The sequence below is a fragment of the Pseudoxanthomonas sp. P4_B2 genome (genome assembly GCF_056402315.1).
In genome coordinates, this window is sequence record NZ_JBFUHQ010000001.1 from 111449 (window position 1) to 124573 (window position 13125).

At 61.7% G+C, this 13125-nt stretch carries 11 protein-coding genes; 4 read left to right on the top strand and 7 right to left on the bottom strand.

The annotated features are described in order from the left end of the window. The 6 genes from AC1DTQ_RS00465 to AC1DTQ_RS00490 form a co-directional block, all read right to left on the bottom strand. The gene (locus AC1DTQ_RS00465; protein ID WP_477847112.1) at positions 1–885 is read right to left on the bottom strand and encodes a phosphatidate cytidylyltransferase; all 885 of its coding nucleotides are present in this window, start codon (positions 883–885) and stop codon (positions 1–3) included. Continuing rightward, positions 882–1646 (bottom strand): polyprenyl diphosphate synthase, encoded by a 765-nt coding sequence (gene uppS, locus AC1DTQ_RS00470; RefSeq protein ID WP_477847114.1) that lies wholly within the window; start codon positions 1644–1646, stop codon positions 882–884. Before uppS ends, AC1DTQ_RS00465 begins: the two co-directional genes overlap by 4 nt. A gap of 16 nt (positions 1647–1662) precedes the next feature. Continuing rightward, a complete protein-coding gene (gene frr, locus AC1DTQ_RS00475; RefSeq protein ID WP_477847116.1) occupies positions 1663–2220 on the bottom strand; it encodes a ribosome recycling factor in 558 nt (185 codons plus the stop codon). A gap of 93 nt (positions 2221–2313) precedes the next feature. Beyond that, a complete protein-coding gene (locus AC1DTQ_RS00480; protein ID WP_477847118.1) occupies positions 2314–3216 on the bottom strand; it encodes a cation diffusion facilitator family transporter in 903 nt (300 codons plus the stop codon). 114 nt (positions 3217–3330) lie between these two features. Beyond that, entirely contained in the window at positions 3331–4056 is a 726-nt protein-coding gene (pyrH, locus tag AC1DTQ_RS00485) for a UMP kinase (RefSeq protein ID WP_163840537.1), read from the bottom strand. 36 nt (positions 4057–4092) lie between these two features. Next, entirely contained in the window at positions 4093–4470 is a 378-nt protein-coding gene (locus AC1DTQ_RS00490; protein ID WP_477847121.1) for a cupin domain-containing protein, read from the bottom strand. Between the two features lie 77 nt (positions 4471–4547). On the opposite strand from AC1DTQ_RS00490, the gene AC1DTQ_RS00495 reads away from it, so the two are divergent. The 4 genes from AC1DTQ_RS00495 (at position 4548) to AC1DTQ_RS00510 (ending at position 12017) form a co-directional block, all read left to right on the top strand. Further along, positions 4548–5243 (top strand): AIM24 family protein, encoded by a 696-nt coding sequence (locus AC1DTQ_RS00495; protein ID WP_477847123.1) that lies wholly within the window; start codon positions 4548–4550, stop codon positions 5241–5243. Between the two features lie 347 nt (positions 5244–5590). Next, positions 5591–8731, top strand: coding sequence for a TonB-dependent receptor (locus AC1DTQ_RS00500; RefSeq protein ID WP_477847125.1), 3141 nt, complete (start codon positions 5591–5593; stop codon positions 8729–8731). A 128-nt stretch (positions 8732–8859) separates the two neighbouring features. Continuing rightward, positions 8860–10449: a tetratricopeptide repeat-containing sulfotransferase family protein gene (locus AC1DTQ_RS00505; RefSeq protein WP_477847127.1), complete on the top strand. Its 1590-nt coding sequence runs from the start codon at positions 8860–8862 to the stop codon at positions 10447–10449. After that, complete coding sequence (locus AC1DTQ_RS00510; protein ID WP_477847129.1) at positions 10446–12017, top strand: tetratricopeptide repeat-containing sulfotransferase family protein; 1572 nt, start codon at positions 10446–10448, stop codon at positions 12015–12017. The genes AC1DTQ_RS00505 and AC1DTQ_RS00510 overlap by 4 nt, the downstream gene beginning before the upstream one ends. 91 nt (positions 12018–12108) lie before the next feature. Here the strand turns inward: AC1DTQ_RS00510 and tsf are convergent, their stop codons facing one another. Further along, positions 12109–12987, bottom strand: coding sequence for a translation elongation factor Ts (gene tsf, locus AC1DTQ_RS00515; protein WP_477847131.1), 879 nt, complete (start codon positions 12985–12987; stop codon positions 12109–12111). Between the last annotated feature and the right edge of the window lie 138 nt (positions 12988–13125).

Genomic DNA, 13125 nt, shown 5'->3' on the forward strand with positions numbered 1-13125 from the left:
TCAGAAGCCGGACAGTTCCTTGCCCAGCGCGAAGATCGGCAGCGCCGCCAGCACGCCGTCGAGGCGGTCTAGAATGCCGCCGTGCCCGGGAATCAGATTGCCTGAATCCTTGGCGCCGACATGCCGCTTCAGCAAGCTCTCGAACAAATCGCCCACTACCGAGAACAATACGGTGACGGTGGCCACCATGACGAACGCCGGAACTTGTGGCGGGGTCAGCCCGGCGAACGCTGCGAACAGCAACCCCGCCGCGATGCCGGCGAACAATCCGCCCACCAAGCCTTCGATGGTTTTATTGGGGCTGATGCGCGGAGCCAGCTTGCGGCTTCCAAACAGTCTGCCGCCGAAGTGGCGGCCTGCGAAATAGGCGCCGCTGTCCGCGGCCCACACGATGACCAAGGCCGCAAGCAGCCAGAGATGGCCGCGCAGGTTGTCGACGCTGTCGGCGGCAGGCGTTTGGAAGTTGTCGGAGTGGATCAGGCAAAGCGCGCACCAGGCGGGGATCACCGCCAGCGTGCCGGCGGCCAGCTTGAAGACCCGGGCATAGGTTTCATGGTCGGACGCGAAATTGAAGAACCGCAGCCACAACAAGGACAGCAACCACCAGCCGACGCCGGCCAGGACGACGATCTGGAACAGCGCCGGGGAAAGTCCGGAACCGGTACGCGAAGCCCACAGCAGCAACACCATCAACATCAGGTTCGCGATGAGCAGCAAGGTGCGCGACAAGGTGTCGTCGATTTCCGCGAGCTTGAACCACTCCCACAGCCCGATCAGGAACACCAGCGCCACCACCGCGGACAACCATTGTGTGGGCAGGAACAGGATCGCGGCGATGGCGACCGGCGCCATGACCAGAGCGGCGATGATTCGAGTTCTGGTCATGCGGGTGAATTCTCCGGTGCAGCGTCGGCTACTTGCGCGCTGGTCAGGCCAAAGCGGCGTTCGCGCCGCGCATAGTCGTCTATCGCCAGCTGCAGGGTGGCGGCATCCAGTTCTGGCCACAGCAGTTCGGTGAACCAGAGCTCGGTATAGGCCAGCTGCCATAGCAGGAAATTGCTGATGCGCTGGTCGCCGCCGGTACGGATGAAAAGATCGGGCGGCGGCAGGTCGGCCAGCGCCATTTTCGAAGCGATCGCCGCTTCGTCGATGTCCTCCGCGCGCAACCGGCCCGCAGCGACCTCGACCGCCAGCGCGCGCGCGGCCAGGGCGATGTCCTGCCGGCCGCCATAACTGGCCGCGATCACCAGGTCCAGACGGCTATTGGCGCGGGTCTGGTTCTCGGCGGCATCCATCCGTTCGCGGATGCCGGCGGAAAAGCGTTCGCGTTCGCCGATGAAGCGGATGCGCACGCCGCGGCGGTCCAGTTCCTCCACTTCGCGATCCAGCGCATTCATGAAAAGCTTCATCAGTGCGCCGACTTCTTCCTGCGGCCGCCCCCAGTTTTCGCTGGAGAAGGCGAACAGGGTCAGTGCGCGCACACCGCGTTCGAGGCAGAAATCGATGCAAACGTTGACCGCACGCGCGCCGGCGCGATGGCCGATGATGCGCGGACGCCGACGACGCTCCGCCCAACGCCCGTTGCCGTCCATGATGACGGCGAGGTGACGCGGAACGGAGGCGGATGTGGGCGGCATGGCAGTCATCGGATATTCGACTGCATTAAACGGACATCAGTTCCTGCTCTTTCGCTTTCACCACCTCATCGACATCCTTGATCGCCTTGTCGGTGAGCTTCTGGATATCGTCCTGGTTCTGGCGTTCCTCGTCCTCGGTGATCTGTTTTTCCTTCAACAGGTCCTTGATCTGCTGATTGGCGTCACGACGGATGTTGCGGATGGCGATCTTGGCGTTCTCGCCTTCGCCATGCACATGCTTGGACAGGTCGCGGCGGCGTTCTTCGGTCAACGCCGGGATATTGATGCGGATCACCGTGCCGGCGGTGTTCGGGGTCAGGCCCAGGTCCGAGGCCAGGATCGCCTTCTCTACCGCCGAGACCATCTGCTTTTCCCACGGGCTGATCGTGAGCGAACGCGCATCGGTCACCGTCACGCTGGCGACCTGGGTCAGCGGCATGTCGGAACCGTAGTAGTTGACCTTCAGATGATCGACCAGCGCGGTAGTGGCGCGCCCGGTGCGCAGCTTGGTCAGGTCGTGACGCAGCGCCTCGATGCTCTTGGCCATGCGCGCCTGCGCGTCTTTCTTGATTTCGTTGAGCATCGCCGGATTCCATAGCAGTTTCTACGAACCCCTGATTATACGGGGTTTGCCTGCTGGACCGGTTGGGGACCCCAGGCGGCCGGGCTGCTGCGCTCAATGCGAATGATGCGGCGCGGCATCATGCAGGTCGTGCCCGCAGGCCATGCCGCGTTCGATCTGCAGGGTGGCGTGGTTGATGCCGAAACGGTGGTCCAGCGCATGCGTGGTGGCATCGATGAAAGCGTCGTGGTCCTGGTCTTCCGGACGCACCAGATGCGCGGTAAGGGCGATCTCGTTCGCGCCCAGCGGCCAGATGTGCAGGTGATGGACCGCCTGCACGCCGGGTTGGGACGAGAGGAAGGCTTGCACTTCCGACTGGTCGATATTGGCGGGCACCGCGTCCATGGCCGCATTGAAGCTGTCGCGCAGCAGGCCAAAGGTGCCGACCGCAATCACCACGCCCACCAGCAGGGCGATGGCAGGATCCAGCCAAGTCCATCCGAACGCCATCATGCCAGCGCCCGCCAACACTGCAGCCAGCGAGACCGCCGCATCGGCGATCAGATGCAGGAATGCGCCGCGCTTGTTCAGGTCATGCCCATGCCCGTCGCGCAGCAACCAGGCTGCGCCCAGATTCACGAAGATGCCTATTCCCGCAACCACCATGACTGGCAGGGCGGGAATGGAAGGCGGCGCGCTGAAACGCCGGATGGCCTCCCAGCCCAGGGCGCCGGAGAACACCATCAAGAGGATGGAATTGGCCAGCGGCGACAACAAGGTCGCGCGGCGCCATCCATAGGTGTGGCTGTGCGTGGGGGGACGCTGCGCCAGTTTGGCCGCCGCCCAGGCCAGGCCCAAGCCGAGGACGTCGCCCAGGTTATGTAGGGCATCGGAAAGCAGGGCCAGCGAATTGGTGTGGAAACCGTAACCAGCTTCCAGAGCCGTATAGGCCAGATTGATGAGGACGGCCCAGCCGAAGGCTTGGGTAGCGGAACCGTGGGAGTGAGTATGTGCCATGCGCGATAGGGTGGCCAATGCGGCTCGGTGGACACAATTACATCGGGAGTCGGCCGTTGCCTCCCCCTTTTTCAAAGGGGGCAAAGCAAAACATTCCCAGCTCCCGGTTCCAGCTCAGCTACGGCCCTTCACCAGCGTGCCAATGTTCTCACCACGCAGGATTCGCATCAGGTTGCCCGGCACCGACAGGTCGTAGATGCGTAGGGGCACATCGCTGTCACGGCACAGAGCGAAGGCGGCGGTATCCATAACCTGCAGGTCGCGGCTCAGGACCTCGTCATAGGTCAACTGGTCGAAGCGCACCGCATCTGGAAACTTGCCCGGGTCGCGGTCGTATACGCCGTCGACCTTGGTGGCTTTCAACAGCAAATCGGCGCCGATCTCGATCGCGCGCAAGGCCGCGCCCGAGTCGGTGGTAAAGAAGGGATTGCCGGTACCGGCGGCGAAGATCGCGATGCGACCCTTCTCCAGATGGCGCACGGCGCGGCGGCGAATATAGTCCTCGCACACGTCGTTGATCTTCAATGCGCTCATCACCCGCACGCGCGCGCCGAGTTTTTCCAGCGCATCCTGCATGGCCAGGGCGTTGATCACCGTGGCCAGCATGCCCATTTGGTCGCCAGTGACCCGGTCCATGCCGCTGGCGGCCAGGCCGGCGCCGCGGAAGATGTTGCCGCCGCCGATCACCAAGCCGATCTCGGCGCCCGCTTCGCGCGCCTCGATGATCTCGCGGGCGATGCGCCCGATCACCGCTGGATCGATTCCATAGTCTTCGGCCCCCATCAAAGCCTCGCCGGAAAGTTTCAGCAGAATGCGGCGATAGGCGAGGGGAGCGGTCATGGATATCTCTGGGCGTGGGGTGTCGGCACGCTCATTCTAGCCGAGCGCATGCCCATCGTCAGTTCGGGGTTCGTATACCGCATAGAGTTTGCGTGCGGGTTCCAAGACCTCCCATATGCCTTCGAAACCGGCGGGGATGACGAAACTATCGCCCGCCCCCAGCGTGGTCTCGCTGCCGTCGTCGCCGATCAGGCGCACGCACCCGGCCAGCAAATGGCAGAACTCGTGCTCGGAATAGCTAACGCGCCATGCGCCCATTCCGCCTTCCCAAATGCCGCAATGGAAGGCGTTGCCCGCATCCGAGTAGGCATTGGCGATCATCTGCATCGGCGCGCCCGTGACTACGCGTTCGCGGGCCACGGGTTCCGGCGTGCTGCCCGTGGCGTCGTGCGAAATGCGGGTGATGCCGACCATGGCGAAACTCCAAGATAGGAAGGACTTATTATGGCGACCGCGGCGAATCGTCGCCCGTCCATCATCAAGGAGTCGATATGAGTGTACGTACCCTGCAGGAGTTTCTGGCGTCGTCGAAGGAGAAGGACGTCAGCAGCGATGCTTTCGAACTGGAAAGCGCGCACATGCTCGAGGTGCGCCTCAACGGCATGGTTTGGGCCAAGGCCGGATCCATGGTGGCGCGCAAGGGCAACGTGAAATTCACCCGCCAGGGCATCATGGAGCAGGGTCTGGGCAACCTGTTAAAGAAGATGGTCAGCGGCGAAGGCATGCAGCTGATGAAGGTGGAAGGCGAAGGCCGCGTGTATCTGGCCGATGCTGGCAAGAAGATCACCCTGTTGCGTCTCTCCGGCGAAGCCATTTTCGTTAACGGCAACGATGTGCTGGCGGTCGAGTCGGGCATCGAAAGCAAGATCACCATGATGCGCAAGGTGGCCGGCATGCTCTCCGGTGGTCTCTTTAACGTGCGTCTGAGCGGCAACGGCATCGTCGCCATCACTTCGCATTACGAACCGTTGACCCTGCCGGTTAGTGCTCAGACCGGCCCGGTATTCACCGATCCCAATGCCACGGTCGCCTGGTCTGGTGGCCTGACTCCGGAAATCGTCACCGACATTTCCCTCGGCACGCTGCTTGGCCGCGGGTCCGGCGAAAGCGTCCAGCTGAAGTTCGCGGGCGAGGGTTGGGTGGTGGTGCAGCCTTATGAAGAGGTGGTGTTCCAGGCCAAGGAGTGAGTCTGGCGTAAAGCGTCGTCGCATCGAAGGGATCCAAGCCGCGGCCCGCCGCGGCTTTTTTTGTTGCGTTCTGAAACGGATTTTTGCACCAAGATGGGGAAATTGTTCGCGCATCGAACAATGGGCTATCGCCAGAAATAGTCAATCAGAATAGCAAGATGAGAAAAGTTCCCATCAAAAATGTGATTAGAGTCTCAGTATTGCAAAAGCATTGCGTAACCTAATCTCAACATTTGATTAACCTGCTATTAAGACAGATGACCAAGTCATATGACGAAAGTCATGGTTATCTGGGGGGCGGCCGTTCGGCTGCTTACGTGACATCAACCTAATAGCGGGGAATCACAGTGTCCAAACGCACCTTCAATCGCGCTCTTCGTCGAAGCGCTCTTACCGTCGCGCTCGGGGTCTGTTTCAACTCCACGATCTACGCCCAGTCCAACACCTCCGGCGCGGTGTTCGGCCAGGCTACCGCCGGGGAAAAGGTTCTCGTCGAGAACCCCTCCACCGGTTTCAGTCGCGAAATTTCGGTTGGCGCCGACGGGGCCTATCGCGTCCCGTCCCTCGCACCCGGAACCTACCGCGTCACCCTGCAACGCGCAGATGGAACGACGGCAACGCGCGAAGTCTCCGTGAACGTCGGTACCGGCACCTCGGTGAACTTCACTTCGGCCAGCGGCGGCGACAGCGCCACCACGCTTGACCGGGTAACCGTCACGGCGGCCTCGGTGGTCAATCCCATCGACGTTTCCTCGGTCGAATCCACCACCATCCTGACTTCCGCCCAGTTGGCGAAGATCCCGGTTCCACGCGACACCACGTCGGTAGCATTGCTGGCTCCGGGCACGGTCCGTGGCGACGGCGCCTTCGGCAACCTGGCCTCCTTCGGCGGTTCGTCCGTCGCCGAGAACCAGTACTACATCAACGGCTTCAACATCACCAACTCGTTCCGAAGCCTGAATTTCTCCAAGGTGCCGTTCGAGGCGATCGCCGAACAGCAGATCAAGACCGGCGGTTACGGCGCGGAATTCGGCCGTTCGCTGGGCGGCGTGGTCAACCAGATCACCAAGCGCGGCACCAACGAGTTCAAGGCCGGCGCCAATGTGTTCTGGTCGCCGAAGGCGCTGCGCGAGGATGTCAAAGACATCAAATACTCCAACCCCTTGGAAGCGAGCACCTTCGGTACCTTGAATGAAGATAACAGCAAGGATACGCGGGACGAGCTCATCAGCGCCGTATGGGCGGGAGGTGCGCTGATACAGGATCGTCTGTTCGCTTACGCGCTGCTGTCGTACGGAACGACCGATACAAAAACCTGGGGCAACGTAGACGCGTTCACCAATCGCGACAGTACGATCAAGAATCCAACCTGGCTGACCAAGTTCGACTGGAATATCAACGACAACAACAAACTCGAACTCACTGCTTTCTCGGACAAGCAGGAAACCGAGACCAAGGTGTACGCCAACACGGTCGGAGAACTGGACCGCACCGCTTACGCCGGAACGCTGTTCGACGACCAAGGCGGCGAAAACGTCGTCCTTAAGTACACGGGCTATCTGACCGACAACTTCACTCTGACCGCGCTGTATGGCCACGGTGAGTTTGAACGTTCCCAGAAACTGAAGAATCCCGACGGCTCGACCGTTTCCTACAATGGCGACATCACCACCGCGTACACCACCAGCATCACGGGTACCACGGCGCTGGGCGGTTGTCCGGTGATCCTGGATGTGCGCCCGGGCTATCGCAAGGACATCACCGGTGCTTACGGCAGCTTCTGCAACCTGACCGATGGCGCACTCCTGCAGGCCGAGAACAATAAAGATACCCGCGACCAATACCGTATCGATGCGGAGTGGGTTCTCGGTCCGCACCAGTTACGCTTCGGTGTAGACATCGACAACTATGAATCGGTCGCAGGTGAAGCCAACGTAGGCGGCTGGCTGTGGCGCTATTCCACCAACAATGGACCTGATGGAAAGCCGAATACGAACGACGAGTTCGACGTGGTGCGTCGACAGACCACCGCTCGCGGCACCACTATCGAAGTCAAGCAGCGCGCCTACTACATCGAGGACAGCTGGAGCATCACCGACAACTTCCTCGCCTACTTGGGCGCACGCTGGGATACCTTCGAAAATCTGGGCGCCAATGGCCAGGCCTTCGTCAAGATCGAAAACCAGTTCGGTCCTCGTCTCGGCTTTTCCTGGGACGTGAACGGCGATTCAACGCTGAAGATCTACGGCAACGCAGGCCGCTATGCGCTGCCGTTGACGCCCAGCGTGGCTGTCCGCGGTTCCAGCGCCTCGATCTACCAGCGCAGCAACAACAATCGTTTCTCGGGGGTGGATCCCGTCACTGGTGCGCCTATCCTGACCGGTCCGTTGAGACCCCTCGGTTTGATCAATGGTGAAGACGGCAACGCCCACGATCCGAACACCATCGCCGCTAAAAATTTGGACCCGATGTACCAGGATGAGTTCATCCTCGGTTTCCAAAGCGCCTGGACCGATCACCTCAACTTCGGCGCGCGTGCTATTTATCGCAAGCTGAAAGCAGCCATTGACGACAACTGCGATTACACCGCAATCACCGACTTGGCCGCTGCGGATGGGCTGCCCCCACCCGTTGTGCCCAATCCGGGCTTTCCATACTGCCGCCTGTTCAATCCGGGCCAGGACGCAGTGCTGGTTACCGATCTCTACGGCGACGGCAACTACACCACCTACACGGTCGAAGGCGCGCGCTTGAGCCCGCCGGCCAAGCGCTCCTACAAAGCATTGGAACTGTTCCTGGATGGCAGCTGGGACAAGTTCTTCTTCCAGGCTTCGTACACGCTGGGTTACAACAAGGGCAACACCGAAGGCGGCGTGAAGTCCGACATCGGCCAGGGCGACACCAACACCACGCAGGATTTCGACTACCGCGAGCTGACCGTCGATACCTACGGTTATCTGCCCAATGATCGTCGCCACGCGTTGAAGGTTTTCGGCAACTACGACTTCAGCGATGAATGGTCGGTCGGTGGCAACCTTCTCGTCCAGACCGGTCGTCCCATCAACTGCCTGGGCGTCCTCGACCAGAATCCGCTTCTCCCCGAACCCGCGGGGACGGACGTTGATGGCGACGGCATTCTGGGGGAAAGCAACTATGCGCCGCATCCTTACGGTTCGGGCTTCATGCGTTGCAGCAATTCGCCGGATGGCGCTTCGAACGACACGACGGTATCCGCGGTTCCGCGCGGTACGGCGGGTCGCCTGCCAACGACGACGACTTTCGACTTGAACGTGGCATGGAGGCCGGCTTTCGCGCCGGGTCTGCAGTTCAAGATGGATGTCTTCAACGTCTTCAACTCGCAGAAGGTGACGGCCGTGAGCGAAGTGGCGGAAGATTCGGCAACGGGCAACCCGTTGAGCACCTATATGCTGCCCCGTTCGTATCAGGCTCCGCGGTCGTTCCGCTTCATGGTTCAGTACGATTTCTGATAGATAACAGTAACGAGTGAATCTCTCTCATCGGCCGCCTTCGGGCGGCCGCTTTTTTTGCCGCCTGAGCCGCCCATCCATGGGTGCAGCGGATATGCTTGCCACAAGTCCGTAACCAAATCCTGTCAATGAATGAAGCGCTGTCGATCCATTGGAACGAGGCACGCCGCCACGAGGCGGCGGGAGACATCGCCGCCGCCAAGGACGCCTACGAGGCCATGCTGGCGATAGAGCCGATGCAAGTGGTGCCGCTGCTGCGCCTTTCCCGTTTTGCACAAGTGGCCGATCAATACGTTGCCGCACATGCCTATGCGATGCAGGCCGGTCGGGTCATTTCCGCCACGCGAACAGGCAAGGACGTGGGATTCGTCACCTTGCGCCTGCTGTCGTTCGCTGAAGATAGAGAAGTGGCACGGTTGATCCTGTCGCTCGATTGGGCCGACCCCGAGGTAATGAAGCAAGCTCCCGTGCTCGCACAGCACTTATGGCTGGTGGGAAAGCACGCCGAGGCGCTGGAGTTCCTGACGCAGGCCGGCAAGAAGGTGCGCCCCAATGCCCTGCTTAGCCACACCCGCGCCAACGTGCTGCGCTCGTTGGGCAGATTGCGCGAAGCCACCGAGCACTACGAGTACGCGCTTCAGTTGAGTCCGCACGACCCGCATGTGCACAGGACGCTGGCCTACCACCAGGCAGCGCGGCCGGCAGGCTCGCGCGTGCAGCGCATCAGCGTGGCGTTGACCCATCATCCCGCCGGCTCACTGGAACAGGCGCACTTGCTCCACGCGTTGTTCAAGGAACTGGACGACCTGGGCGAAATCCAAGGCGCCTGGAACGCGCTGCAGGAGGGCGCCACGATCGTTCGCCACAAGCTGCGCCACGACCGACAGACGGAGGCACGTCAGTTCGAGCGATTGTCGCGACAAGACCTTCCGGTTTCCGAGCCCCGCCCCGATGCGCTGGAAGGCCAGCCGACACCGATCTTCATCGTAGGCATGCCACGTACCGGCACGACGCTGCTGGACCGGATTCTCGGCAACCATCCGGACGTCATTTCGGTTGGGGAGCGCAACGATTTCGACGCGGCGATCAGCGAGGCATCCGATCACTTCTACCAGGGCGGTTTGCAGGAATCGGAGTGGCAGAAGCTACAGGGCATGAACTACGCCATGGCCGGCCAGCTCTACGTCGATCGGGTGGCGTCACTGTCGGGCGGAAGTCATTTCTTCATCGACAAGAACCCGCAGAATTTCTTCAATATCGGCCTCATCCTGCGCGCTTTGCCTCACGCACGCATCCTGTGCCTGCAGCGGGATCCCATGGACGCCTGTTTCTCCAACCTCAAGGAGATATTCGAAGGCGGCGCCTATCCCTACAGCTATGCGCTGGAGGACCTGGCGGCACACCATCAGGGATTCACGGCGCTCTTGCGGCACTGGCGGTCCATTGCGCCTGACTCGGTGCACGCCGTCCGCTATGAGGCGCTGGTCCGTGAAGGCAGCGATACCTTGAGCGAGATATTGGAGTTCTGTGGACTGGAGCCGGTGCCGGGTATGTTGGATATCACGGCCAACTCCGCGCCGGTATCCACGGCCAGCAGTTCTCAAGTCAGATCGCCTATCCATGACCGCAGCATCGGCGCTTGGAAACGGTACGCGGCGCAGTTAGAACCGTTGCGGACCTTGCTGGAATCGGAATCGGGCGCGGCGACGTCGACATGAGTGCGAAGCCTATCCCAGCGCGCGTGGCGGAACTGTCGGCTACCGCGCAATCCCATGCCGTGGCGCGCGACTTCGAGCGTGCGGCTGCCTGCTACCAACAAGCGCTGGCGTTATCGCCTGGCGATCCGGACTTGCTGTTGCAGCTGTCCTATATGGAATCCTTGGCGGGCCACTATCGCGCAGCGCATGCATACGCACTGCAAGCCGGCGCCGCGCAAATCCCCCAGCGGCCGGAAGTAGTGAAGGAGCTTCTGGCACGCTTGCGGACCTTCAACGAGGTCCCCGTCATGTCCGCCTGCATCCGGCGTTTGCTGCCGATGTCGCGCATTCCGATTCCCATGTTGATCACCATCGCCGCGCAGCTGACTTATGCCGGCCTGCCCGGAGAGGCTATCGCTTTTCTCGATGAAGCCAGGCGCGGCGACCCGGACTATCCGCCGACCTTGCTTTCACGTGCGCATGTGCTGATGTTCCTGGGCAGATTCGAGGAGGCTGGGCAAGATCTCGCGCGCGTGCTCAAGCGCGCGCCGCATCTGGCGCAAGGTTACTGGTTGCAATCGCAAGTGCGCCGGCAGCTCGCGGACGACAACCACGTCAACCAGATACGCGCTCAATTGCAGGCGCCACAGCGCTCGCCGCAGGATCAGGCCTTGCTCGCTTTCGCCCTGCACAAAGAGCTCGATGACCTGGGCCGGCATGACGAAGCTTGGGACGCGCTGCAGCAGGGTTGCGCCAGCAAGCGGTCGTTGTTGCGCTACGACAAAGCGCAGACCACGCGTATGTTCGACGCGTTGCGGCGCTTCGAGCCGCGGATCGAAGTGCCGCCGCATTCCGATCCGCGCGCGGCGACGCCGGTTTTCATCCTGGGCATGCATCGTTCGGGGACCACGCTGCTGGAGCAGTTGCTTGACGGCCATTCCGACGTGGCGGGCCTGGGCGAGCTATACGATTTCACCAGTGCGATGCGCTACGCGACCGACCACCATTGCGCGGGCGTCATGGATGCGACGATTGCCGAGCGTGCGTTGGAAGTGGATTTCGGCGAGGTAGGGGAGCGTTACCTGGGTGGCACGGCATGGCGGCTGCGCGGGGAAGGGCACTTCATCGACAAGCTGCCCTCCAACTTCCTCAACCTCGGTTTCATCTGCGAGGCGCTGCCAGGAGCGAAGATCCTGCACATGGTCCGCGATCCCATGGAAACTTGCTTTTCCAACCTGCGTGAGCTGTTCTCCGACGCCAATCCCTACAGTTACGACCAGCTCGAGCTGGCGGACTTCTTCGGCGAATATCGCCGGCTGATGGTGCATTGGCATGCGCGCTACCGGGGACGGATCCTCGATGTCGATTACGCACGTTTGACCCGCGAACCCGAGAGTGAGATCCGGCGGGTCTGCGAGTTCATCGGGATAACTTTCGAACCTTCGATGCTGGAGCTGCAGTCACGCACGCGCGGTATCGTCACCGCCAGCGCCGTGCAGGTGCGCGGAGGAATCCAGGTACGGGAGACGCCAAAATGGCGCGCTTATGAGGCCTGGTTGCAACCCTTGCGGCATCGACTGGGCGAATGAGCCCGGCGTTGGCTTGGCGCGTAGAGGCAAGCATAAAGAAAAAGCCCGCAATCGCTTGCGGGCTTTTCTGATTCGCGTGTAGCGAAGCGGATCAGGCCAGACCGGCCTGCTTCATCACTTCGGCGGCGTAATCTTCCACCACCTTCTCGATGCCTTCGCCGACGGCCAGGCGCTGGAAACCGACCACTTCGGCGCCGGCGGCCTTCAGCACGGCTTCGACGTTCTGGTTGGTGTCCAGCACGTAAGGCTGGCCGTACAGGGTCACTTCGTTGACGATCTTGGCGATCTTGCCGCCGATGATCTTCTCGAGGATGTCGGCCGGCTTGGCCTTGTCCTTGTCGGTCATCTTGGCCAGTTCGATTTCCTTTTCCTTGGCCACGAACTCGGCCGGCACGTCGCTCGCCTTGACGTAGGGCGGGTTCATCGCCGCCACGTGCATGGCCAGGCCGCGCGCCAGTTCGGCATCGCCGCCCTTCAATTCGACCAGCACGCCGATACGGCCGCCGTGTACATATGCAGCGACGTTGTTGGCGCTATCCACGCGGGCCAGACGACGGATCAAGATGTTCTCACCGAGCTTGGCGATCGCAGCGGCGCGTGATTCCTCCACGGTCCCACCGGAAGCGACCTTGGCCGCCTTCAGCGCTTCGGCATCGGCGGCGCCGGAAGACAGCGCGGCCTGGGCTACCGAGTCGGCGAAGGTCAGGAAGTTGGTGTCCTTGGCGACAAAGTCGGTTTCGGAGTTGATTTCGACCAACACGGCCTTGCCGTCGGCCTGCGCCACGGCGATGCGGCCTTCGGCGGCGACACGGTCGGCCTTCTTATCGGCCTTGGCCAGGCCCTGCTTGCGCAGCCACTCGGCGGAGACGTCGATGTCGCCGCTATTTTCGGTGAGCGCCTTCTTGCACTCCATCATGCCGGCGCCGGTGCGCTCGCGCAGTTCCTTGACCAGGGAAGCTGTGATTTCCACGGAATTACCTCGATATGCGTAGGGCGGGCCCAGGCCCGCCGTTATGAAATAGCCGGCCAATTCGAAGCCGGCCATCGTTGAAACAATGGCGAGCCGGGCCCGCCTATGTGTAGATGCAGCCGCGCATCGTGGCGCGGC